General features: G+C 50.3%; 21 protein-coding genes. 14 read left to right on the top strand and 7 right to left on the bottom strand.

Going from position 1 to position 23,856, the window contains the following annotated elements; genetic code table 11:
- Positions 1 to 644 precede the first annotated feature (644 nt).
- The gene (locus tag BUA24_RS12260; protein WP_143146511.1) at positions 645 to 959 is read left to right on the top strand and encodes a hypothetical protein; all 315 of its coding nucleotides are present in this window, start codon (positions 645 to 647) and stop codon (positions 957 to 959) included.
- Between the two features lie 193 nt (positions 960 to 1,152).
- Here BUA24_RS12260 and BUA24_RS12590 read toward each other — a convergent pair whose 3' ends face one another.
- The 3 genes from BUA24_RS12590 to BUA24_RS09620 all read right to left on the bottom strand — a co-directional run bounded on the left by BUA24_RS12590 (position 1,153) and on the right by BUA24_RS09620 (position 2,965).
- A complete protein-coding gene (locus tag BUA24_RS12590; RefSeq protein WP_072791857.1) occupies positions 1,153 to 1,356 on the bottom strand; it encodes a hypothetical protein in 204 nt (67 codons plus the stop codon).
- Between the two features lie 671 nt (positions 1,357 to 2,027).
- Complete coding sequence (locus BUA24_RS09625) at positions 2,028 to 2,234, bottom strand: hypothetical protein (RefSeq protein ID WP_178138791.1); 207 nt, start codon at positions 2,232 to 2,234, stop codon at positions 2,028 to 2,030.
- A gap of 305 nt (positions 2,235 to 2,539) precedes the next feature.
- Positions 2,540 to 2,965: a hypothetical protein gene (locus BUA24_RS09620; RefSeq protein ID WP_072791848.1), complete on the bottom strand. Its 426-nt coding sequence runs from the start codon at positions 2,963 to 2,965 to the stop codon at positions 2,540 to 2,542.
- A 244-nt stretch (positions 2,966 to 3,209) separates the two neighbouring features.
- Here BUA24_RS09620 and BUA24_RS09615 point away from each other — a divergent pair, with 244 nt between their 5' ends.
- From BUA24_RS09615 to BUA24_RS09560, 12 genes are all read left to right on the top strand, one after another.
- Positions 3,210 to 4,466, top strand: a complete 1,257-nt coding sequence (locus BUA24_RS09615; protein ID WP_072791846.1) for an MFS transporter — start codon at positions 3,210 to 3,212, stop codon at positions 4,464 to 4,466.
- A gap of 172 nt (positions 4,467 to 4,638) precedes the next feature.
- Positions 4,639 to 5,649 carry an FIST domain-containing protein gene (locus tag BUA24_RS09610; RefSeq protein WP_178138790.1) on the top strand — a complete coding sequence of 337 codons (1,011 nt, stop codon included), beginning with the start codon at positions 4,639 to 4,641 and terminating at the stop codon, positions 5,647 to 5,649.
- A 10-nt stretch (positions 5,650 to 5,659) separates the two neighbouring features.
- Positions 5,660 to 6,748, top strand: a complete 1,089-nt coding sequence (tal, locus tag BUA24_RS09605; RefSeq protein WP_072791840.1) for a transaldolase — start codon at positions 5,660 to 5,662, stop codon at positions 6,746 to 6,748.
- A 65-nt stretch (positions 6,749 to 6,813) separates the two neighbouring features.
- Positions 6,814 to 8,166: a hypothetical protein gene (locus BUA24_RS09600; RefSeq protein WP_072791837.1), complete on the top strand. Its 1,353-nt coding sequence runs from the start codon at positions 6,814 to 6,816 to the stop codon at positions 8,164 to 8,166.
- Between the two features lie 23 nt (positions 8,167 to 8,189).
- Positions 8,190 to 8,954 (top strand): 6-phosphogluconolactonase, encoded by a 765-nt coding sequence (locus BUA24_RS09595; RefSeq protein WP_072791834.1) that lies wholly within the window; start codon positions 8,190 to 8,192, stop codon positions 8,952 to 8,954.
- 117 nt (positions 8,955 to 9,071) lie between these two features.
- Positions 9,072 to 11,399, top strand: a complete 2,328-nt coding sequence (gene cofH / locus BUA24_RS09590) for a 5-amino-6-(D-ribitylamino)uracil--L-tyrosine 4-hydroxyphenyl transferase CofH (protein WP_084660403.1) — start codon at positions 9,072 to 9,074, stop codon at positions 11,397 to 11,399.
- 8 nt (positions 11,400 to 11,407) lie between these two features.
- On the top strand, positions 11,408 to 12,472 hold the full coding sequence (locus tag BUA24_RS09585) for an LOG family protein (RefSeq protein ID WP_084660402.1): 1,065 nt from the start codon (positions 11,408 to 11,410) through the stop codon (positions 12,470 to 12,472).
- 89 nt (positions 12,473 to 12,561) lie between these two features.
- Positions 12,562 to 13,047 carry a hypothetical protein gene (locus BUA24_RS09580; RefSeq protein WP_072791828.1) on the top strand — a complete coding sequence of 162 codons (486 nt, stop codon included), beginning with the start codon at positions 12,562 to 12,564 and terminating at the stop codon, positions 13,045 to 13,047.
- 201 nt (positions 13,048 to 13,248) lie between these two features.
- Positions 13,249 to 14,337 carry a ferritin-like domain-containing protein gene (locus BUA24_RS09575; protein WP_072791825.1) on the top strand — a complete coding sequence of 363 codons (1,089 nt, stop codon included), beginning with the start codon at positions 13,249 to 13,251 and terminating at the stop codon, positions 14,335 to 14,337.
- Positions 14,338 to 14,582: 245 nt separating this feature from the next.
- Positions 14,583 to 15,944 (top strand): carboxypeptidase-like regulatory domain-containing protein, encoded by a 1,362-nt coding sequence (locus tag BUA24_RS09570; RefSeq protein ID WP_072791822.1) that lies wholly within the window; start codon positions 14,583 to 14,585, stop codon positions 15,942 to 15,944.
- Positions 15,925 to 16,590, top strand: a complete 666-nt coding sequence (locus BUA24_RS09565; protein WP_072791819.1) for a PulJ/GspJ family protein — start codon at positions 15,925 to 15,927, stop codon at positions 16,588 to 16,590. Before BUA24_RS09570 ends, BUA24_RS09565 begins: the two co-directional genes overlap by 20 nt.
- A gap of 22 nt (positions 16,591 to 16,612) precedes the next feature.
- Positions 16,613 to 18,271: a pilus assembly PilX family protein gene (locus BUA24_RS09560; RefSeq protein ID WP_072791816.1), complete on the top strand. Its 1,659-nt coding sequence runs from the start codon at positions 16,613 to 16,615 to the stop codon at positions 18,269 to 18,271.
- Between the two features lie 21 nt (positions 18,272 to 18,292).
- Here BUA24_RS09560 and BUA24_RS09555 read toward each other — a convergent pair whose 3' ends face one another.
- Together BUA24_RS09555 and BUA24_RS09550 are read right to left on the bottom strand one after the other, a co-directional pair.
- A complete protein-coding gene (locus tag BUA24_RS09555; RefSeq protein ID WP_072791813.1) occupies positions 18,293 to 19,291 on the bottom strand; it encodes an NADP-dependent oxidoreductase in 999 nt (332 codons plus the stop codon).
- Between the two features lie 28 nt (positions 19,292 to 19,319).
- Positions 19,320 to 20,084: an HAD-IIA family hydrolase gene (locus BUA24_RS09550; protein ID WP_143146507.1), complete on the bottom strand. Its 765-nt coding sequence runs from the start codon at positions 20,082 to 20,084 to the stop codon at positions 19,320 to 19,322.
- Between the two features lie 782 nt (positions 20,085 to 20,866).
- Here BUA24_RS09550 and BUA24_RS09545 point away from each other — a divergent pair.
- Positions 20,867 to 21,754 (top strand): hypothetical protein, encoded by an 888-nt coding sequence (locus tag BUA24_RS09545; protein WP_143146506.1) that lies wholly within the window; start codon positions 20,867 to 20,869, stop codon positions 21,752 to 21,754.
- A gap of 179 nt (positions 21,755 to 21,933) precedes the next feature.
- On the opposite strand, the gene BUA24_RS09540 is transcribed toward BUA24_RS09545, so the two are convergent.
- Complete coding sequence (locus BUA24_RS09540) at positions 21,934 to 22,983, bottom strand: class I fructose-bisphosphate aldolase (RefSeq protein WP_072791860.1); 1,050 nt, start codon at positions 22,981 to 22,983, stop codon at positions 21,934 to 21,936.
- 58 nt (positions 22,984 to 23,041) lie between these two features.
- Positions 23,042 to 23,856: tetratricopeptide repeat protein (locus tag BUA24_RS09535; protein WP_143146504.1), on the bottom strand; the 815-nt coding region annotated here is incomplete at its 5' end.

Genomic DNA, 23,856 nt, shown 5'->3' with positions numbered 1-23,856 from the left:
TTACCCACTTTGAGACCGTGAAGTTAGAAATATCCAGCTCCCAAGCGATATCTTTTAGCCTGATAAGTTCATTGGCCAACAGGGCTATCTTTGCTCTGGTGACTTGAACAGCTGGAGCGCTAGCTTTGGCGATGACCAAAGTGAGGAACTCTTTATCCTCATCGCTCAACGTGACGACGTAGGTTGGTCTACGGCCGGTGCGCTTCTTGGACCCTTGTGAATCTTTCGCCGCTTGGGTTGCTCCTCGATATCTGCTTAGCTATTGTCATTGCCTTTTCCTCTAAAGAGTAGGTGTATAATGGGTTCAACAGGGGCCGAAACTTGAAAATTCCTGTTTAGTAGTGAAACTTTGGCTAGGGACACTAGGAATGTCTAGGTATTCTGGAGCGGAACTCCTACAGCAACCTTAGCTAATGTGTCACACATCAATAGGCTATGTATCTCGCAGCTAAGAAGGATCCACGAGAGCAACTTCTTGAACATATTTCACTGCTTCGCTTCAGCGTTTAGTCCAGGTGAGAACGAGTGATTACCTTTGGCCCAAATCACGCCTATGGAAGAACCCACCGTTAGAGCTAGAAGGAGCCGAGACTAGAGCCGACGAACGAGCGACTCGGCGAAGCACAACACTGATTTATGCCTAGATGACACGCAAATTCAATGGCTCAAAGCTCCAGCACCCAAAGAATCGCCAAGAACACGATCTACTGTCTACCCCTTGGTACGGTTTGGGATTTGAAAGAGTTCCTTCGCAAAAACCTCACCTATGCACTCCATATGCAGCGGTTTGGGAGGATGGGAAAGCAAGGAACCGAACACTGGCGAGGCTGTCTGGGGCCACCACCTTAGACAAGTTTTGGGAGGGCGATAGCAGTTCAGCAGCGTCCCAGAGACGGTGCGCTGGTTATAGCTCGGCTAAAGAAACTTCTCAACTGAGATACATATCTAGGGTACCTTAGAGCTGAGGCAGTTTCACTTGTTCAAAGGGCTACTATCAAACGCAATTAGGTGGGTCAACGTTATACCGCTTAGGTAGGTCAAAGAGGTCATTTTTACATCCGCTGGCTTCCGAATGAAGCGGAGCCAGCCCAGGAAAGCTTCTCGCTCGAAGACATGCCAGTCACACTAGTGCTGTCTCCATCCAGAGGGCTCCTACGGCTTGGCCCGAGGAGGGTTGAGTTCCGGGGCTGAGTCCACCATCTCGGCAAGGACCTCCTCGGCGATAACCTGGACACGAAGACAGCCAGGCTCTTCCAATAACTCGACACCTTCAATCTTGAAGACAAAGGTAGTGTCGCGGTCGCATCGTCCGACGTTGCACGAAGCGACAAATGTATCGAGGATGTCTCTCGGCAAAGTTAGGGAAAGTGTAAGTCGATCTATCTGCTCGTGACAATTGCTCGTGGCTCCGTCAGTTCTATAGAGATGATGTTGTTGGCCTTATTCTTCGTGTTTGTTATCCACTTCCTGTTCATGTTGTACAGGTTGGGTAGGTGGTTAGCGATTGATGGTTGTTCGGCAGGATCAGTTACGAGGCTAAGCAAGGGTTCTTGTAGTAGTCGGTAACCTTGGACGCACTGTGATTCGCCCAAGGTGTCAAGGTAGGTTCCCCCTTTTTTAGCTCAGTGACCTCTTCGATATCGAAGTCCTCTGCTAGACAGTCAAGGAGTTTAGGCCCATAGAAGCGGACAACGAACCCGCCGTTTTCATAACGGTTGTCACCAAGACTAAGAATAGCACCATAATAAATGTGGCCGAAATGTCGCCGAAATGTCGCACAGATTGGATGCACAACTCACCTGGCGGCAATCTACGACCGATCTTACACTTGATGGCCATATACAGGAGCATATGAGGGTGACTGGCTTAGAGTGTACGTGGCCAAATAGTGGCGGCTGGCACACCATCGTGGGTAAGTGTCATAAGACGTCCTCCAAGACCAGCATCGGTGGCACTATCGGCGATGCCTTTGATCGGGCCGGTCGTATAGCCAGGTATGGCGTTCTCAAGACCTGTGCTAAGCAGGCCTAGAGCATTACATCCCTGACCCGCTCCAAAATCAAGTACTGTGGTGGCTTCCCGCCGATAAAACGGCTACCACCGTAGCGACCAGGCTTGTTCGGATCATCCCCATTCATCTGAGGATTCGTCTCCAGGGTGGTCTCCCAGTGCTGGCGTTGGCGAGCTATGAACCCGTCAGCGTCAGTACACATTGTCACCCCCGATACCATCAAGACCTTACACTAACAGGCAACGACTACCTTGACAGCCACGTTCTGCGCCTAGTTGTTGGTTATCTTAGAAGAACTATAGGTCACGCTCTTTGGTGTACGGGGACGATATAGGTGCATCAACTACCCATAGATCACGGGTACAGCAAAGATAAGGAGCTGCTCACGCTATCGCCTGTGCGTCATGGGTCAAGAAGGAGAGTACAACGAGTATGCGCCACACAACTAAGAACCCGCTCATCACTTGTTCCAAATATTAAGCAGCTTTCGCTAGAGAGATGGATATCGCATATGATAGGCACTGCCTTCTACCGGAGCAGCTGTATAAAATCGCCTATCACCAAGTAGGTCACTAGAGCCATCACACTTGTATAAATCGCCGTCATCTGCCAGCGCCATTTATGACCTGCTATCCAAAACCGTCGTACCCCTCGAACATCGAATGCGAGCGCTACAAGTCCTACCGGGATGCCGATAAGTGGTCCAACGCCCGCTGTGACACCAAGCCCAAGAGCAGGTAGTACGAAGGGAAGTATCACGTAGCTCAGAATACAACGAAGTCCCGATATGACCATGGCGACACTAAAGAGCCTTTGCGCCTTCTCTTCAGAGGAGGCCGTAGCCTGGACCTTAGATACCCTCAGTAACTTGCAGACAGCCACGTCAGCTGCACTAGGCGCAACTTTGCCGAAGTCTACAGGACATGATCGCTGGGGTTCTTGAACTTGACTCATTGATACTTATACTACCGCAACGATCCATAAAATTCATATTCAATGGCTCGATCACTTGTTTCCCTATTCAGTAAATCCTTCTTGTCCGCTGAAACTAAGTCGTACAGATGCAGAACCAAAGGTTACAAGGACGAAAAGGATCACCGATCTCTTTAGATCTTTGCCTCAGGGATGTGAAATGCCTTAGTTGCTGCCCTATCATAATTTATGTGGCAACACAGCATATGTTGGCAATACCTGATTGATGTCTAAGCAAGACAGATTGGTCCTGCTTGGACTACTGATACCCTCAGCGCTATTTGCGAACTACGACGCGCAGCTAAGAGCCCTTCTACTTCGTCAGATTCAAAGCACTTTCCACGCCCCAATCTCTTCACTAGGCATTATCAACCTCCCCATACAGGCGGGACAGTTTCTCGGATTCTTTATCGTAAGGTTGTCGGACCGATATGGACGCAGACCACTTCTTCTGTGGACGATCATCGGATATAGTGTCACAACCGCGCTAACGGCGCTGAGTTGGAACATCTACAGCTACGGGTTCTTCCAGTCACTGTCGCAGATCTTTATAGGAGGAGAGTTCGGAGTAGCCGTCACCCTCCTTACTGAGTCCGTGCCAGAAAAAAGTAGGGGCAGGTTCATCTCCTTGCTGCTTATGGTGACACCTCTAGGCGCTGTCCTGGCTGGACTACTTCTCGCGCTTGGCCTACTACACAACTCTTTGTCCTGGAGACTGTTCTACCTACTGTCACTGCCTCCGTTAGTGATAACCACTCTGCTAAGACCCAAGCTCAAAGAGAGCCCTCTATTTCAACGCAGGTCGCAGCACGCTAAGGACACTCTTTCTAAAGACACGGGCAGAACGCAGAGTGCACTAGCTCTATTTCAGGACTCTTACCTGCGTCGAGCAGTCTTCGCTGTAGGCACGGTATCGATGCTGCAAGAGCTTGCACTTACCGGCACCATTGGCTGGTGGGCGTACTACATAGAGAGTGAACGGCGTATAAGCGTCACGCACGCTGGTGTCCTATTCGCCCTGGCTGCCTTGGTGGCGATCCCTGGATATCTACTTTGCGGAGTCCTTATGGATCGTCTTGGAAGAAAGCCCACTCTCGTTGTATACCTAATGCTCGGTGTCGCCGGTGGAGTTGGTACCTTTGTCTCAACATCGCTTGTCGCAATAGTTGTTACACTCTTCCTCGCCTCGTTCTTTGGTCTCGGGGTTGGCCCTGTCCTCTCCGCCTACACCGCAGAACTTTTCCCCACTGAACTTAGAGCAACCGCATCAGGTTGGGTGCGAAACCTCTTTGCCAATAGCGGTTCGGTCTTAGGTCCCGCCCTAGTAGGTGTCTTAGCATCAGCTAGCTTTACATCTCTCGCTGTCTCTAGCGCAGCAATAGTCATCATCAGCTTCTCCGCCTTGTCTATTCCAATTGCGGTCCTATCTCTGAAAGAGACACGGGGCGTTACGCTTAGCGACATCACAGATCCCCCGGGATAAGGTGATGGATAAAAGCGAAGAAGTAGGTTAGAGATTGCTACCTAAGGTTCACAGTGCATTTACACAACACCCAGATCCTTATGAGCAGATTGCGCACTTGTACGACTCCTGTCAGATTCACACGCTCGACACACAAGGTCCGCCCTTTACCCGCCATACATTGTTATTAGCTATGAACACTGACCATCACGTCAATTACCGCTCGACAGGAACGGTCATAAGACAACTCATTCGTCCGAGGCGCTTGGTCGTCGTTCCCTCTTCGGTGATTATAAGCGAAAGCGGAAAGTCGGTAACCCGACCCTCTGCCTCCCTCTTGGCGTTACCTGACGCTCAGATAGAGATCCACCAGATAGGAGAGGACCTCACTCAGAGCCAAATAGTCCCTGAGCTAAGAGACGTCGAAGGACAGCTCTTAGTTGTACTTATCAACGCAACGACAGATGAGGCAGTCTCTTTGGCACAAGGTATGAGCACTTTATACCCTAGATCAGTGGTCCTAGTCACAGTGGTGGCGATAGGACAACAAACAACGGGTGCCATAGAGATCGACGGTCAACCTCTACAAGGCAAATCGATGGCAATACGTCTCCGACCACAGTCATTTCTGCTCCATCAGATAGCCAAAGATAGGCCTATCTCTTTGACATACACGGTCACTAAAGCCTACAGAGTTCTATTAGAGCAGCTAGGACCCTTCACACCCCTGGATTTACTTCAAAAGGCCATTGACGAACACGACCTTAGAGACCTGGACCTCGAGGTCGACATGCCCCAGCTCCTGTCGATAAAGGTAACTAGTGGGAGTCTATCACGCAGCCTACGACTTAGGTCCTTCGACCCAACTTCGGGCGCAGCGGTTCTAGATGGAGAGTTGAAAGTGGGTGACGACGCTCACCTCACGCTGACAGACAGAAGTTTTGAGATGCAACGCGTCGCTAGTTTCAATAGGGATATCAGGAGATTTGCGCAAGATCTAAGAGCTCTTCTTATCTTCACACCACAGGAACCAAGAAGTAGTCTCGGCGGCAGTTATACGTCTAATAACTCTATCCAGAGCATTAGAGAGGAATACTCTGACCTACCCCTCTGGGGAGTCGGGACCAAGACAACTGTGATCAGCCAAGACGGCAATCTGGACGTAAACAACGATAGAACAGTAGTGATAGCTCTATTGCACTAAGGTAAGGTACATGGCATCTTTAGTAGAACTTTTTGACTCCTTTGGTCAGTCACCCTGGATCGACAACCTCCAAAGATCATGGTTGAACGACGGCACGCTGGCAAACTACATAAGAATGGGCGTAAGAGGACTGACGTCAAACCCATCGATCTTTGCTCACGCTATCTCTTCGGGTTCAGACTACAGCGAGCACTTAGACGACCTAAAGAGTTCGAAGGTGGACGACGTCTATTGGGATTTGGTCCTTCACGATATAGCAGGGGCCTGCAAAGTTCTTAGACCTTTGTACGAAGAGTCGTCCTATCGTGATGGCTTTGTATCGGTGGAGGTAGATCCAAGACTATCTCACGATACCTCAGCCACGATAGAGGCTGCAAAACGGATTAAAGAACGCGTAAAACACCCAAATCTACTTATCAAGATCCCCGCAACCAAAGAGGGTGTAGAAGCCGTGAGAGAGGTAGTGGCTGAAGGTATCTCCGTAAATGTAACCCTTATCTTCTCCCTGAATCGATACAGGGAGGTAATGACTGCCTATATCGATGGCGTTTCTATGTACCTAGAAAAAGGCGGATCCGATATCGGACATCTTGCCTCTGTCGCATCGTTCTTTGTATCCAGAACAGACGTGAAGGTCGATGCACTCCTGTCAAAGGTCGGAGCCGACAAGGATCTCTTTGGTAAGGCTGCGGTTGCGTCAGCAAAGCTCGCTTACCAAGACTTCCTCAAGGTGTTCTCCTCCGATACCTGGACGGCACTTGCGGCACGAGGTGCTCAGCCACAGCGACCGCTTTGGGCATCGACCTCTACGAAGAATCCCGCGTACTCAGACCTACTCTACGTCGACTCCCTCATAGGACCAAATACGGTAAACACGATGCCAGAGGCGACTCTTCGAGCATATATAGATCATGGAACTCCACGAGCATCACTTCTGGAAGGGGTTGAAGAAGCGCACGATCACCTTGAGCAGATCTCGGCACTAGGGATAGATCTAGAAGAGGTGGCCTTACAACTCGAGAAAGAAGGAGTAGCCGCCTTTGAACAGGCACACGTAGAGATCCTCGATCTGCTTAGGCACAAGATGGAAGACCTATAACACGATGCCCGTCTAATTTACACAAGTCCAAACAGTTTTGACTGAATATCAACCAAGGAGGAATCATGGGCGAGATGACCGAGCGGTTGCTTAGAGCCGACCTATCACTTTGGCCACAGGGATCTGTGGCAAATAATCGGCTTGGTTGGCTACGCCTTCCCAACACCACGGAAGCTGAGCTTAGAGATCTCTTTGCTATGGCAAATACCATCGACCAACATAGCGTTATCTATGTGGGCATGGGAGGATCTTCACTCGGGGCGATGACCATGGCTCAGATGAAAAAGAGGAGCGGGCCACAAAACGGTCGGAACGTCATCTTCGTTGACTCCACCCATCCAAACTTCATAGCATCACTACCCACGACAGACACCGCTGTGGTTTTGGCGTCGAAGTCCGGAACCACCACAGAGGTCGACACGATCTTCGACTTCTTCTGGGCAAGGATGAAGGATCCTTCGAGGTTTTTGGTTATCACAGACAAAGACAGTCCTCTGGAAAAAAAAGCCGACGAGCGGGGCGTAAGAAGGATAGTAACCACCCCTTCAGACGTGGGAGGCAGGTACTCAGTGCTTACAGGCTTTGGAACCGTCGCACTCGCCCTTTTGTCGGTCTCAATGGAGGATATGGCGGCTCCTTTCACCGGTGCTCGGGGCGCTGACCTAGACCACGCCGAGGAGGTTGCGTTGAATATATTCAACCAGATCTCCCAGGGAAGGGACAGGCTGTCGATATACTCCCCCAAAGATCTAGATAAGGTTCCGATGTGGCTAGAACAGCTGATCGCTGAGTCATTAGGCAAGCAAAACAAGGGTATAGTTCCGTTACCATTCGACGACAATAAAGAGGCCTTAGACAGAGTAAGTGGGTACATCGAAGCCGAAACTTTGCATGAACTCGGTGCGAAGTTCTTCGAGTGGGAGGTCATCACGGCTCTGCTTGGTTCGCTACTTCAGATCGACCCATTCAACGAACCCGACGTAGCGGCTGCAAAAGCCGCAACGAAGTCGATCCTTGAGAGCGGACAGTTTTTAGACGAGCCTGGAGTCGATATCTCGCAGATCGATAGATCCTTAGAGGCAATTCTGACAGAGAGAGACTACGTAGCTCTTGGGGGATTTTTAAACCCTGATCGATACGAAGAAGGACTCACCGTAAGAGACCAACTCGAGAACAAGTTCACGCCCCACGCTGTGACCTACGGCCTTGGTCCAAGGTTCCTGCACTCTACGGGACAGCTGCACAAAGGGGGTCCCAACACCGTCGTGATGGCACAGGTCGTAGAAAGTACCAAATACGAGCACGTTCCGATCCCTGATCGCAACTACGGTTTCGCCGAACTCTTTAGGGCTCAAGCCGATGGAGATCTCCAAACGCTCAGATCGCGTGGAAGACGAGCTCTCCGTTTCAAATCTTAACTCCACAGTCTCAAGGGAGCGTCATGGCTGGATCAAGAACACTCATTGGGAACAAGATAGAGTCACTTTTTGTCTCTTTTTTGTCGGAGGTAGGGTCTGACTTTAAAGGAATCTTCATCTCTGGCGGCTCTACAGGTCCGGCTCTATTTAGGTCGCTAGCGTCTAACAACGATTTCATGCACGCCCTCTCGGCAGTCGCAATAGGTCAGGTTGACGAGAGGGTCGTCCCTACGGACTGCACAGACTCAAACACCTACTGGTTTTATAAAGACCTCCTAGATCAGGTAGATATCTGTCTCGACTTCAGACCCATCTTGACAGATGAAGAAAACCAGGAACTGCATCGATGCTTCAGTGGATACGACGTCACCGAAGAACCCGAGCGTACTTCGATGGCACTATGGAAAGAGATAACCTCTCTTGCCGATGAAGCTGCTAGCAGGTACTCAAAGTTCGTTGAAGATACCATAGAGAACTCGATAGTTCATCTTGGCATCGGAACAGACGGTCACACAGCGTCCCTTTTCCCCCGCTCCAAGTCTTTAGATTCACCCAAGCTCGTTGACGTGAACTTCGATCCAACAGGTAAGAACCGCCACATTAGAGTAACATTGACCTTCGAGGCGCTCCGAAGAGCCCGAGAGGTTGTAGTAGTAGCAAAGGGCTCTGAGAAGAAAGAGGTGGTTCAGAGAGTGCTTACAACAAAGGAGAGTCTCCCAGCGTCACGCCTCTTGGATCTAAAGACTACATGGATACTGGACAGAGAAGCAGCCGCGCTCATCTCTTGAGAACACCTCAAAGACCATAAGGCGGGCGTCGACGCGTACGCCTTGAAAAGACTTTGCTCGAACCACCAAGTAAGATCATATTAGATCACAGTGCCACAAACACTTAGACAGGAAACCATGTCAACAGACTTAGCTGCACTTCCTACCAAAGAGCTAGTAGAGATGGCTTACAAAAAGCGTCAGGAGTCCTTCGGGCATCTAGTTACCTACTCCCCGAAGGCATTTTTTCCCTTGACGATGCTCTGTCGAGACAGATGTGGATACTGTACATTCGCAAAGGCTCCCGCTAACATTAAAGCGCCATACATGACACTTGCAGAGATCCGAGAGCTCGGAGTGAGAGCCCGCTCAGCAGGATGTCGGGAAGCCCTCTTTACACTAGGCGAGAAGCCAGAGCTTAGGTACAAAACGGCACGCACCTTCCTCGAGTCTCAAGGGTATAGGACAACTACGAGCTATCTTGAACAAGCGTGCCGGGTGGCCCTTAGGGAGCTCGACCTACTACCCCACCCTAATGCAGGTGCTTTATCTAAATACGAAATGGCATCGCTCAAAGAGGTCTCGGTCTCCCAAGGCATGATGCTAGAAAGCCTACGAGGAGACTTAGCTGCACACAGACTGGCACCGGACAAGGCACCAAAACGGCGTCTCGATACTCTCAAATTCGCCGGTGAACTAAAGATACCCTTTACAACCGGACTCCTTGTAGGAATTGGAGAGACAGAACAAGACAGAGTTCGGGCGCTTACCGAACTGGCGCGCCTACACAACACCTACGGACACATTCAAGAGGTTATAGTCCAAAACTTCGTTCCCAAGGCGGCTACCGCAATGGCCCATTGCGACTCCCCCTCTCAAGAGACACACATTAGAACCGTCGCTCTTGCACGACTATTGATGCCAGGTGATGTGCATATTCAGGTACCGCCGAACCTTACCGATGAACTTCTTCCGCTAATGGGAGCCGGCGCCGACGACTTAGGTGGCATCTCCCCTATCACCGTTGATCACGTAAACCCCGAAAGACCCTGGCCAGAGATAGAGATTATCGCAAAGACGTTGTCTAAGATGGACCTTGAGCTTGTTCCACGAACCCCGGTTCATCCAAACTTTGTCAACAAGGATGGCTTTGTTAGTGACAAGGTAAAGCCTTATCTGCTTAGGCATATAGATTCCGAAGGATACGCACGAGAAGACGAGTTTTTCTCCGGAGTAGCATCTGAGGCGACACCAAAGATATGGCTTTCACCTGAGAGATCAAGGGTCCGCCACGAGCTAAAAGAGGTATTTGACACGGTCTTGCGAAGAGAAGATCTTGACGAGAGTCAAATAAAGACGTTGTTTCTTGCAAGAGGAGGTTTGGTTCGAGAGATCGCCGCCCTTGCGGACGAGATGCGCAAAGAGATCATCGGGGATGACGTCACCTTCGTCATGAATCGAAACATCAACTACACAAACATCTGTACGTTTAAGTGTCGATTCTGTGCTTTTTCTAAAGGACCTATGTCTCTCAATCTAAGAGGTGATCCGTACCTTTTGAGCAACGAGCAAATACTAGATAAGGTCGGGCAGGCGGCGGAAGCTGGAGCCACCGAGGTATGTCTCCAAGGAGGAATTCACCCAAAGTTCAACGCCGAATACTACGTATCTTTAATAGAGTCCATCTCGAGAAACTTCCCCCTAATGCACATACACGCCTTCTCTGCGTTAGAGGTGCTTCAGGGTGCAACTCGTTCAAACATGGATATAAGGGACTACCTTACACTTCTTCATTCAGCTGGACTCAAGACGCTTCCCGGTACGGCTGCAGAGATTCTCGACGAGCCAGTTAGACAGGTCTTATGCCCCGACAAACTCTCGACATCGCAATGGCTCGAGGTTCATGAAATCGCCCACGAGGTCGGGCTTCGCTCGAACGTAACGATCATGTTCGGCTCTGTGGAAGATCCCTCCAGTTGGGTCAGACATATCGCAAGGACCAGAGATCTGCAGCGTCGTACAGGGGGATTTACAGAGTTTGTGCCACTTCCATTTGTTCATATGGGATCCCCCATATACTTAAAGGGAAGTTCAAGAAGAGGACCTACGTTCCGAGAGACAGTTCTGATGCACGCCGTTGGACGGCTTGCGTATGCAAACTCGATTCGAAACATTCAAGTCAGCTGGGTGAAGTTAGGAGCAGCTAACGTCCAGACCCTACTTAGATCTGGCGCGAACGACCTTGGTGGGACTCTAATGGAAGAGAGCATATCTCACGCAGCAGGATCGGAACATGCGAACATGCTCTCCGTGAGAGAGATGCATCAGATAGTGTCACCCTTGCAAAGACGACTCAAGCAACGGAGCACACTTTACGAGATCGTGAACGAAAACCCACAGGACAACGAATACTACGCCCAATACGCAAGACACAATAGGGTATCAATCAGGGTCAAGGTAGATTAGATCACATAGTGAAGTTAGACTCGACAGACAATAGTACACAATCTTCAAGTCCGACAAGAGACGAGGAGCGCATCAGGTCGATAATTGAAGAGATGGTCCAGTTCACGAAGGCCCGAGAAAATCGTGACCTGATAAAAAGGCTGATCACACAGAGCGTACGACTTGGAGAAGACGGCCTCGATCGACTAGACCTAAAGATTCTCACCTCTGCCCTTTATGAGCTGCGAGACGCTTTTGGTGTATTTGAACCCTACAAGGGAAGAAGAAAACTTACAATCTTTGGCTCAGCTCGCACTAAGGCACAGAGTCGATCGTATGAGATGGCGAAACGCCTTGCCCATGAGATGGCCGACATCGGTTGGATGACCGTTACCGGCGGCGGACCAGGGATAATGGAAGCCGGTATGCTCGGAGCAGGTGGGGAGAACTCCTTTGGAATTGGAATTCGTCTTCCCTTTGAAGATGAGGGTGCTCCTTGGGTCCAGGCTCACCGAGTTGAGATGAAGTACTTCTTTACCCGAAAGCTAATGTTGGTAAAGGAGTCTGACGCCTTTGTTGCTCTCCCAGGAGGCTTTGGTACGCTCGATGAGATATTTGAGGTTCTTACCCTCATGCAGACCGGTAAGGCACAGCTAGCCCCATTGGTTTTACTTGAACCGCCTTCCTCCAACTACTATGAGCTTCTCCTCGGTTTTGTCGAAGAGGCACTACTTAGCGGAGAGTTCATCTCTAAGCCTGATCTCTCCCTTATTACCCTTGCGAAAGACCAAGAAAAGGCTAAAGAGACGATCACGAGGTTCTACTCGAACTTCCATTCAATGAGATTCGTGAAGAATCAGCTAGTACTGCGTGTTCAAAGTGAGCCGTCTGAAGCGCTTATCGGGGCTCTAAAGGAAAGGTTCCCAGACCTCTGCAAGGGTGAGCCTGACTACAAACGGATCGACCCCACACCGGAGGAGATCAAAGACCAAGACGCCATCGACTGCTACAGAATCGTCTTCAGTTTCAATCGTTCGTCATATGGCCGACTAAGACAGGCCGTAGACCTAATAAACGACAGCTCAAGTAGTTAGCGTTATCCGTCGACAACTAACGGGTGCCCAATTGTCACACATGTGCCCTGCCAGTCCCTAACTCAGCGAACGTTTGCTCCTATTGCGGAGTGGGCCTGGACGGCTCTGGACAGTACAGGGTCTCAAAAGATGGCGACAAATTTACCCTTAGTGCAGGCGGCGTTGTGGTCGCCGTCGCCACTCCTAAAGAGGAGGTCTTTCAGCTCAAGAGGCCGGGTGCTCTGGCGTCTGAGAACTACTTGGTTCCAGTGGACGGAAGCGCAAACCCTTCCGTTGCAATCTTGAATAGGGCTCTGGACTCGATTGTGCAGCTAACCTTCGAAGGCTCTAAAAGTACATCGATATCCGCCACCGTTGAAACCGGGTTAGTTTCCTTGAGGCTGATGTTACGCAGAGACGGAGAGATCGGAGTACACCTAATAAATGGAGACGGCGCTGTCGTACTGTTTGCCTCTCAGGATCAAGACTCCAACGACATCGGTCTCGACCTGCTTCTGATGAAACCTAATCCTGAACTACTGCCGATGGGATACTTCGGCATCATAGTCGCACTTATGCAGTACGCATTGAAATAGAACTACTCGTGATGCAGACCGATAAGAACCATCTAAAAAGCGTTCCTAGGTTCAACGATAAAGTCGCCGGCTACTCGCTCACAGGTGTTAGCGTCGGTAGACGCCCAATGACAAAGTGGATCCCAAAGAGGTGCCGCGCCAAGACTATCTAGCGCCATGGTGCTACTCTCTGAAGTAAGGATCAAATGGGGGTGATCTACTATGAGCACAAAGAACTTTGCGATACCGGTCGACAAAACCGGATGGAAATTGCAGGATAACTCAGGGACCGTTCGTTTTACATGGGACTACGACACACAGAGAGATCGTCTGATCAATCTTTACGAAAAGGGAAAACGGCGTCAGTGGGATGCAAAAAAGCGCATCGACTGGAGCCTTCCGATGGATCCCAACAATCCCGTCGAGGGGCTCGACGAGATGATACCGATCTATGGCTCTGAGATCTGGGGAAAGATGGACGACAAAGCCAAGGGAGAGTTGCGGCTCCATCTCGCAGCTTGGCAGTTTTCGCAGTTTCTTCACGGAGAACAAGGGGCCCTAATATGTGCGTCAAAGATCGTACAAAACGTCCCAGATATCGACTCCAAGTACTACGCAGCCACTCAGGTCATGGACGAGGCGAGGCACGTCGAGGCTTACTCGATGCTCCTAGACAAGATCGGCCTAGCCTACCCCATCAACTATAACCTTAGAGACATCTTGGACAGCGTCCTTACAGACTCGCGCTGGGATATGACGTATCTGGGGATGCAGGTACTAATCGAAGGGCTAGCTTTGGCAGCCTTTGGAGGGATCCGCACCTTCTCACAGAACGAGTTGGCACGAACCGTAACGGCTTACGTCATGCAAGACGAAGCCAGGCACGTCTCCTTCGGGCGAGCGGCTCTCAAAGACTACTACCCGAATCTCTCCGCCAAAGAGAGGGAGGAACGAGAAGAGTTCGCTGCAGAGGCTTGCAGGATGATGAGAGACAGGTTCCTAGCCATAGAGGTTTGGGAAACGCTTGGACTTGACGTTGAAGCATGCACCAAATATGTGACTGAGTCTGAGTCACAGAGTCAGTTCAGGTCATTTCTGTTCATGAGGATCGTACCTATCCTACGTGACATAGGGCTTTGGGGCCCACGACTACGCGACGCCTTTGAGAAGATGGGCGTCATTGGATTTGCTGACACTGATCTTGATGCCGTGATGGCAGAGGATGAAAAAATAGCTGACGAGATAGACGAGCTGAGACGGCAAGAGGTTGCTCAGATCGTCACCCTCGGATCATCTGAAGAGAGTTCATAGCAAATCATTACATTGGGGGCGGAGATAGCACTGCTAAAAGATCTAGTGACACCGCCCCCACATCTCTCAAGAAGCAAAATGCGCAAAAGCGTAATGTGCTATGGGATAGAGGAGTGCCTTAGCCATGAGACAACTCCAAGTGCTACCGAGAGTTCAACCTTAGGCGCCTAGCACTAAAGAATTTCACCCTTAGTGACGAAGCTCTCAAGGTGAGATCTACGCAACTAACTAGGCTTCGTCAAATCGTGAGCGACGATTCCGGATTTAGCCTTGTCTCAGTCATCATCGCGTTCTCAATGTTCGTTGCCGTCCTAGCCCCTGCTGCCGCTCTTATGCAACGATCGTCGCTCGTCTCGGGAAATGTGGAGAACCGAGTCGTTGCCTCAAACCTTGCCACTCAAGAGCTAGAAGTCGTAAGATCACAGGCTACGTATGCTTTCTCGTCTTTGGTCACCAACTATCTAGGAAGCTCAACCACGACTATAGACGTCTCTAACGTACCCTACAAGGTGACCCAGGAACTGGAGTGGACTCCAGGGGCATACTCACCGGGGGGATGTGGCACATCAGCAAACGGAAGTGCGGATCTGCAGCCCGTTCTGCTAGCCACAGAGTCAGTCACTTGGCCTGCTATGTATGCTGGCGAGAGTCCCGTAACCGAGTCCACAACGTTTACCCCACCCATAGGAAGCTACTCGGCCACCAGCGGAAACATCTCCATTCAGGTTCTCGGTGCCTCTGGACAACCCCAACCGAACGTCCCGGTCACAGTCGCAAGCTCTGGGTCATCAACTCCATATAGTCAAAGCGTCAACACAGATCAATCAGGATGCGCATTTTTTCCATTTTTAGTCCCCGGTAACTACCAAGTTAGCCTTGCAACACCTGTCGCTGGCGAGACCTATGTGTCGCCAAGTGGACAAACCAACCCATCGGTCACCCTTGGAGTAACCAGCTCGCAGACGGCCGACTACCAGTTCTACTATGATCAGGCTGCTACGATACAGCTTCCTACACCAGCTCCAAACTACACTATCGCACCCCAGTTGGGACTAACGCTCGCAAACTCACAGATGTCAGGTCTTGGGACTGAGATCACAGATCCCATCCCTTCCGGTACCCCAACTGAGATCACCGACCTCTTTCCCTTTACCTCTGGTGACTATATATGGCTTGGAACTTGCTACTCCTACCAAAGCGGTGTGCAGAGTTTCACCTCCTTGACACCCACCCAGCTATATCCAGGAGAGACAACCACCGCTAACCTCGGATATGCACCCTACTCATTGTCCGTTACTTACAACGGCCAGCCAATAAGCGGGGCGCAGATAACAATATCCATGATGGATCCCAGCTCCACATCTTCTCCAAGTTACAACCAGAACTGCACTGGTAACTCTCCTGCCTACAACGTTCAGGTGGTTTCGTCTACCTCTTCCACCGGTCCATCTCTTGTTTACCTCCCCCTCGGAGCCGTATCCTTTACCGCCACAGCTACAATCGGCGGCACTCAACTAAAGGGGGTCTATCCACCAAGTGGATCGTCCCCGCCTTATGTATCAACCACATCCGGCGCAGGAGGTAGCGTTGTCATATCCCTTAACTAGGACGAGACGATCCCAGGCAGGTAGTGACGGCTTCACACTATTAGAACTCAGTATCGCCATGGGTATCTTCTCGATACTTGCCATGTTGATCATGTACACCTTAAACGGTTTCGTGACCCTGCAGAATCAGACCTTAAATCGCTTCTATGCAACATCTTCAGCGCAAAACATAATCGACCAGCTCTCCAAAGACATTCGTACAGCAATCACCCCAACTGGCATAGCTGGACAGAGCACTCCCTTCGTCTCTGCTTCCCCTACCTCGCTGACCTTCTATGCCAACCTCGGCGGCACTTCACCTACTGAGATTCACGCATATGCAACACCCTTACCGGGAAGCAGTAGCTGTCCATGTCAGTTCCACGAAGACGTATACCAAAATGGAGCCTGGACTCCAAGAGTAGACGGTGGATATGTAGTTGGATTAGACGTCTTTAGTTATTTTACCGCACCAACACCGTCACAACCACAACCAGCCCTTATAACCATTCCCTCTACTGGAACGACCAATCAGACGACTCTCTCTCAGGTCGCCGAGATAGGAATCAACATATCAACCGCAATCAACCCTCAAAGCCCACTTACGACGGTTAACTCACTGATTGAGATCCGTAACGTCGCCTTCGATCCAACGCCAACTTCTTAGCTACAACAATTAGGTAGATGACATGGAAACAAAGATCACAACAGTAAAGAAATACCTAAGATATCTCTTCAGAGACGCCCAGGGTGACGCAGTAGTGCTAGTGGTCCTAGCAATAATGCTTATGACACTCATACCGGTCGCTCTCTTTACGACCTCGGTAGCCCAACTCCCTATCGCACAGGGCGAGCAAGAGTACCAAAGAGCCCTGGCCGCAGCAGAGGCTGGCGTATCAGATTACATAAACCGCCTCAATCAAAGCTCTCTCTCTCAGAGCGGTAACTACTGGCAGTACTCTGCGACAAATCTGCCACCTGATGGGAATCCCGCCTTTACAGGATGGGCAACGGTTCCACACTCTAACGGAGAGTACTTTCACTACACGCCCAATACCTCGCAGACGGCATCTACAGGCGTTGTATATCTGACCTCTACCGGACTGTCGTTACACGGCTCAACACCCACGTACCGAACCATCACAGTAGGCATCCGTCCAGATGGATTTTTAAACTACCTAACACTTACCGATAAAAACGTAATCGACCCTTACTTTGCGCCCTATGTATCGTACCTGTCCCAGACTCAGGCTCAAAATGACTGCGCCTATCGTTACGACCAGTACAATCCATCGATCGGTTCAGACGGCCCCAATATGTCCCTTTGTTCGTCTCTTCTCGCCTACTACGCCACGGGTTCCACAGCTACTGGGAGTCTGTTCTCCAATGACATCTACTATATGAACGGCACTCCAAAGTTTGACGGCAGGGTGTATTCTGCCTCCACTCGAGTATCAGGAGCTAGCTCCCATCCCTATTGGATAGACCCACTATGTGGTACCACGTGCAGCGGGGACAGTCCTTCATTTCAGAACTCCTCGGATCCTTCTCTACATCCCTCACTGGCTTTTCCTACCTTGAACACCGCTCTTGAGAGCGCCGCTCAACAGGACGGTTGTATCTACGTCGGACCAACCTACATCCACATCGAAGGAAGCTACATGACAGTAAAGAGCCCGGAGACACCCACCACGGGCTTTACCAACCCTAACTGTCTAGGAAGTGGCACGCTTCCGCTTCCAGCAAACGGCGTGATATACGTGGAAAACATGTCCTCCCCTCTGTCATGCAGTGGAACCGTTACAATCCAAGGAGAGAGCCTCCCTTGCGGTGAAGGCGACGCCCTCACACAAGGTAGAATTCAAGGACAACTAACTATCGGTTCCGCTAACGATATTTTTATAACTGGTGACCTAGAGTATCAGGGCTGTGCTTCGGGGGGCACCACAGACGTGCTCGGTTTAGTCTCGAACAACTTCACAGAACTCTCATCAGGATTTTCTTCTTCGAACGTAACCTCCGATTCGTGCTTGGGACAAAGCATCACAACACCCGTTATCTACGCCGCTATATTGGCACTGAATCACAGCTTCGACGTCCAGAACTTTTGGAGCATTCCCCCATCAGGGAATCTTTACATCTTTGGCTCGATCTCTGAGGAGTACGCAGACCTAGAGGGATCCTTCAATCAGACGGGACTAACGAATGGGTACAACACCATCTACACCTACGATCAAAGACTTGCCTACCTAACTCCTCCCTACTTCCTTTCACCGCTAAACGCTGCGTGGCTCCAGATGTCTTTTTCGGAGGTAGCCAACCCGAATACACTTCCGCCTTTGCCTTAGAGGCATCGACCTAGTAGCACGCTAAAGTGCCACCAACATCTTTCCGTTGTTGGAACCCGAAAACAACCCTAAAAATGCATCGGGGAGCGAAGAGAACCCCTCGTAGATGGTCTCGAGAACTTTAACCTTCCCAGAAGAGATCCATCCCGCCATATCTCTCTCGAATGCAACTCTTTCGTCTTGATGATCAGACACAATAAAACCTCTAACCTCAAGCCGTTTTCTTATCACGTTGCCCTCGAAGTTCCTCGGTCCTGGTGTCGGACCAGTTGAGTTGTACTGAGATATCGCTCCACAAAGTGATACACGACCGAAGTTACGCAAAGATCCAATCGCCGCTTCAAGATGGTCTCCGCCCACGTTATCGAAGTAAAGATCGATTCCATTAGGAGCTAGCGACCTCAGCGCATCTTTAGGTGCGGACTTCTTGTAGTTGAACACAGCATCAAATCCCAGTTGCTTCAACTCATCTATCTTGGTGTCACTTCCGGCGCTTCCGATAACAAAGTTTCCTTGCGTTTTGGCTATCTGGCCAGCGATTGAACCTACGGCTCCAGCTGCGCCCGAGATAAAGACTACGTCGCCTTCCCTGAGATGTCCCACTGTAAAAAGGCCCACATAAGCGGTCAGACCCGGCATACCCATCGCACCTAAATAATACGTAGGCGACATACCAGGGTCGCTTGAGATCTTTGTAGCAAACCTTGCATCTAAAACGGATTCCTCTTGCCAAGCGAGGTGTGCTCTGACAAGATCGCCCGTACTTAGTCCTTCAGTAGTGCTCTCTATTACCTCGGCGATCGCTTCTGAGGTAATAGGTTCTCCAACTCGAAACGGAGGTATGTATGAAGGAACATCGTTCATCCGTCCCCTCATATAAGGATCTACAGAGAACCACCTCGGACGCAGTCGCACTTGGCCTGCCCGAAGTTTCTCCTTTTCGCCATCGACCTCGACCATCTCAAAGTTCTCCCTGGACGGTGTTCCCACCGGTCTAGAGGCAAGTACTATCGCACGCATCTCAACCGTCCTCTGTAAATAGTTTCCATCACTCCTGGTAGTATCTATCTACAATGTCATACAAAGACCCGGCAGTCTGGTCGGGCTGAGGAAGATCGCCTGGAATCTCCTCAGACACCTCACTCTTGACTAAGCAAAAGGGAACACCCAGGGTTTCTGCGAAGAGTCCATCCGTGGAGTAACGGTCCCCCACCATTACTGCCTCTCCTGTAAATGTAGATCGCACAAGATCGGCTATCGCCGTGTTGGGCTTTCCAGCAAAGATAGCCTCGCATCGTCCAGCTGCAACCACGCTAGCTACGATAGATCCCGCTCCTGGGATGAGTCCCTCGGGAGTAGGGTAAGTAGTATCGGAATTAGTCGCAATCAGGCGGGCACCCGCTTCTATCGCCCACATAGCCTTGGTCAGCTTAGAGTAGCCAAAGTCGTGATCCCAACCGACAAGAACAACGTCTACGCCGGCTCGTCGAGAGTCGGCCTCGTCTTCACTAAGGATCTTTGCGACCTTAGAGACCTCCTCGCGAAGTCCTGGGCCGCCGATTACATAGGCTCTTTCGCCTTCTTTGACAAGTGATGCCGCCGCCATAGAAGAGGTAATCACCTCATCCCTATGTGCTTCGATTCCAAAGCCTTCAAACTTCTTTAGGTAAGACGATACAGTCAACACCGAGTTATTGGTTACAAACCTTACCTCATCACCTTTTCTTCGAATCTTCTCGATCGCTTCCTTTGAACCTGAAATTGCGTCGTTCAACAGCCAGACCACACCGTCAAGATCTAATATCCAAACCATCACCCCATACTACGACCATCTTTTCGCCAGCCGCTACCCTAGGTATCCTCTATTTCAAACGAACTATCCCAAAGACTGTCTCTAGCAACTCGGTCAGGGGTTGCCAACTCGCCAGAGTAAATATCTGTATAGCCCGCACGCCCAAAGGACTCTATCCACTAGGTACTAACCCAGTCCCACTCCTATCGATGTTCCCTGAAAGGATTAAAGGTGGGTAGACCCCCTCTAGATGCTGTTAGATTACCTAAAGGTACAGTGACTTCGTCACCTCTCGCAAATCGATCGAGAAGAGCCGATACTTTTGCGTCGTCATCGAAGTTTCGCATCGCCTTCGTAGCCGAAGATGAACAAGGCGCTTTAGTTCTTTGATCATCTAAGTTACAGTTCCAAAGAGACAACTAGGTGAAGTGCTAACTCCATTGAGCAACAAAAATCGCAGTTCAAACCTTGAGAGGGCTGTGGGTTGGACTCAGACGTCCTAGTCAAGGTGAAAAGACACGCCCAAAAGAACACTCTAAAGCCAGGTTTGACTTCGCAGATCATTAGCTAGCTCGGATGCACTTACGAAGGGGATCAGAACACAAAGCCAAGTACTACTGATTGACATAGGGCCGGGAATAAAGCGAAATGGGCTTACAGTCTCTTTCGCCTATGAAGAGACCCGCAATCTGACTTCATCTCTAGATCGATCACGACAAGCTAAAGCTCTGACGCCTTTATCCACATGGGTAATCGGCTGCCTCTTGATAGCACACCTTGGAACGACCCTAGACTCATCAGGGATGCTTGATCTTGCGCCAATAAGACTTGTAAGAGTAGAGACGACCGAGGTGGATGAAGGAAGTATCGAACTGCCTGACTTCTCTCCGCAGATCTTCCAACTCACTGAAGACGTAGAGACAGGGGTGTACATCTACGAGGTCGTACGTAGAACCATGGACGCCTTCCCAATAAGGACAATCGACGTAGTTGTTGCTCTGAAACTAACAGATATCGGTACTTGGACGAAAGTAGGTGGCGAAACGGAGAGATCACCTAGCCCCCTTGCAGTTCGATTGACCGTCAGCTCACCCGAACTTGATTCGATTCTGTTCGCAATCAGTTCATCCGCATCGATGCTGTCTAGGGTGAAAACGTCAAACAACTCGTTGCATCGAGTCGGTCTACTGAACAGATCTGCTGAGATAGATCTTGTACTAGGCGCCGTAGCGTCGGCTGCGATCGAACAGACTCTAACTCTCAAAGGGAGAGTTCAAGAACAAGACGGTTATGTTTTGGGACTTATATCTACGAGTAAGTATCCCTGTAACCAAAGTTCAAAGTACATCCTGCTTAGAGAGAAACACGAAGCGCACACCACGAACCCCCAAACTAGCGACGTCACATACACCACGGTCAAAGCGCATATCATGGAGACTACTTACTCGTACATCACTGGACGATTCGGTATCGAGAGGGAATTTAGAAATGGACTTGACACAAAGTCACTACCAGGTGATCGGCTAAAGCACTACCTGTATGCGGGCGAAACAAGAAATGCTCAGACTCTGGTCGAATGGCTTCTAAGTGGCGCCGACCACAAGGCACTAGTTCTCTCAGACGTCGACCTCTCTGGCCGATTGGTTGAACTGCCTATGAGCGCTCTATTTAGAGACTTCTACCTTCCCTGACAGAGTACTTTTCATTAGCGTTGCACCCAAACCGAGCCATCGCATACAAGTTCCATGCACCTTCGGACTACGACATCTGTTACAGTTGCTACCATTTTCATATCAGGGTAACGCAACGCTAGGGTATGTACCTGCCTTTGCTTTGCCACTTTGACTTAGACATGAAAGAGGTACACTATTCACGCTAGGGTCACAGATTCATCAAGATAGACGTCTTGTATAGCATTTAGGAGTTCTACACCGTCCTTCATGGGTCGCTGAAACGCCTTGCGGCCGACGATGAGACCCATTCCACCTGCTCGCTTATTTATCACAGCGGTTCGAACCGCTTCCTTTAGGTCTGAGTTACCTTTGGACTCTCCCCCTGAGTTGATAAGCCCCACCCTACCTGCGTAGGAGTTCAGTACCTGCCAGCGAGTCATGTCGATCGGATGATCTGTAGTCAACTCAGAGTAAACGAGAGGATCCGTCTTGCCAAAGCCAAGCTTTACGTACCCGCCGTTGTTTTCAGGCATCTTCTGCTTTACTATATCAGCCTCTATAGTCGCTCCAAGGTGGTTCGCCTGTCCAGTCAGGTCGGCGGAGAAATGAAAGTCGCCTTCGGAGGTCTTGAAGGCATCGTTTCTGAGATAGCACCACAAAACGGTAAACATCCCGAGGCGATGAGCCTCTGCGAAGGCCTCCGAGACCTCCATTATCTGTCTCGTAGAGAGCTGCGATCCGAAGTAGATTGTGGCTCCTACGCCCACGGCACCAAGATCGAACGCTTGTCTTACTGAAGCAAACATCACCTGGTCGTAGCGCGCAGGATACGTTAGTAGTTCATTGTGGTTTAGTTTTACAATAAATGGGATTTTGTGCGCATAGCGACGTGCTACTGCTCCTAGAACCCCCAAGGTTGAGGTAACTGCGGAACAGCCACCTTCAATAGCAAGCTCACATATGTTCTTGGGATCAAAGTAGAGAGGGTTCTTCGAGAATGAGGCGGCAGCGGAGTGTTCCACGCCTTGGTCAACCGGAAGAATAGACACATATCCAGTATTTTTGAGCCGACCAGTCCCTAGCATTAACGACATATTTCTCAGCACAGCAACGCTACGATCACTCTGCGACATGACTTCATCAATGAAGTTCGAGCTTCGATGAACCAAAGAATCGGATAAAATCGCCTTGCATCTATGCCCCAGGAGGTATTCGGCTTCTTCTCCAAGAACCTCTTCGACTGCAATTCCCATAAAACCACCTCATCAATTCAGATCATAAAACTGCACCACAAGCACACATACTTTAGCTGAGCGCTAACACCCGTTCCGCTGCATCGTACAGGGACTTATCGTAGGCCACGATGTCTTTGTAGATAAGCTTCGCCTTAGAGACGTTACCACTGTCTTCATAGAGCCTTCCAAGAGCATAAAGCTGTCTGACCACAACAAGGTCTGCGTGTTTGTCACCCTTGATCGCATTTTCCAGGAGCGCAACGCCTTGTTCTAGTTGATCTCTCTCTGCCAAAGATGAAGCATACACAATTCTTCCTTCAGCTACGACCTCACGAGAAGGAGATGCTTCCTTTAGTCTTTTCCAGATCTTGTCGACTTCGTTCCATCGCCTCAGTGCTCTGAAACAGTCGCAAAGGACAGGGTCTTGGTCGTTGGACCCACTCAGCTCATGAAAGTCTTCAAGGACCTCAATAGCCTTCAACCACTTTCCCACTCGATAGTAGGAAAGGCCCAGAAGTTCCAATGCAGAGGTAGAAGTTGGTGCATGCTTTACCACAACTTCAAGCAATTTGATAGCTTCATAGTAGCGCTCGCGATCGTAGGCGTTTATCGCTTCTAACAGTGCATTACTAGAGACCCTCAACTGATAGCCAGACAACAGCCGTGTAAGTTCTCGCTGGACCTCCTCAGGAAGCTTCAGCCTCTTTTTGGAGCGACTTGCCGCGGCTAAGACCTCAACCGACTTCATCGCCGGATCTTCCCTAGTCCAAATCCCTCCCGGTGGAAGGTTCGAGGCCGAAGTTGTATCAGAGGGGACCATCAAGGGCTTTGGCGGTCTTGATGGACGGTCGTCTCTGTCACGGTAGCTAGGACGTGAGTCTTGGT

Origin of the sequence: Ferrithrix thermotolerans DSM 19514 (genome assembly GCF_900128965.1) — a bacterium.
GTDB classification, from domain to species: Bacteria; Actinomycetota; Acidimicrobiia; order Acidimicrobiales; family Acidimicrobiaceae; genus Ferrithrix; species Ferrithrix thermotolerans.
The sequence above is the reverse complement of the archived record's forward strand: the minus strand, read 5'-3'. Positions and strand labels throughout refer to the sequence as shown.

What these genes read in the sequence shown, in the direction of transcription:
- cofH (WP_084660403.1), top strand. Translation starts at nt 9,072, where the DNA reads ATGTCAACAGACTTAGCTGCACTTCCTACCAAAGAGCTAGTAGAGATG.
- BUA24_RS12260 (WP_143146511.1), top strand. Translation starts at nt 645, where the DNA reads ATGACACGCAAATTCAATGGCTCAAAGCTCCAGCACCCAAAGAATCGC.
- BUA24_RS09600 (WP_072791837.1), top strand. Translation starts at nt 6,814, where the DNA reads ATGGGCGAGATGACCGAGCGGTTGCTTAGAGCCGACCTATCACTTTGG.
- BUA24_RS09610 (WP_178138790.1), top strand. Translation starts at nt 4,639, where the DNA reads ATGAACACTGACCATCACGTCAATTACCGCTCGACAGGAACGGTCATA.
- BUA24_RS09545 (WP_143146506.1), top strand. Translation starts at nt 20,867, where the DNA reads ATGCTTGATCTTGCGCCAATAAGACTTGTAAGAGTAGAGACGACCGAG.
- BUA24_RS09615 (WP_072791846.1), top strand. Translation starts at nt 3,210, where the DNA reads ATGTCTAAGCAAGACAGATTGGTCCTGCTTGGACTACTGATACCCTCA.
- BUA24_RS09575 (WP_072791825.1), top strand. Translation starts at nt 13,249, where the DNA reads ATGAGCACAAAGAACTTTGCGATACCGGTCGACAAAACCGGATGGAAA.
- BUA24_RS09550 (WP_143146507.1), bottom strand. Translation starts at nt 20,084, where the DNA reads ATGGTTTGGATATTAGATCTTGACGGTGTGGTCTGGCTGTTGAACGAC.
- BUA24_RS09620 (WP_072791848.1), bottom strand. Translation starts at nt 2,965, where the DNA reads ATGAGTCAAGTTCAAGAACCCCAGCGATCATGTCCTGTAGACTTCGGC.
- tal (WP_072791840.1), top strand. Translation starts at nt 5,660, where the DNA reads ATGGCATCTTTAGTAGAACTTTTTGACTCCTTTGGTCAGTCACCCTGG.
- BUA24_RS09560 (WP_072791816.1), top strand. Translation starts at nt 16,613, where the DNA reads ATGGAAACAAAGATCACAACAGTAAAGAAATACCTAAGATATCTCTTC.
- BUA24_RS09595 (WP_072791834.1), top strand. Translation starts at nt 8,190, where the DNA reads ATGGCTGGATCAAGAACACTCATTGGGAACAAGATAGAGTCACTTTTT.
- BUA24_RS09555 (WP_072791813.1), bottom strand. Translation starts at nt 19,291, where the DNA reads ATGCGTGCGATAGTACTTGCCTCTAGACCGGTGGGAACACCGTCCAGG.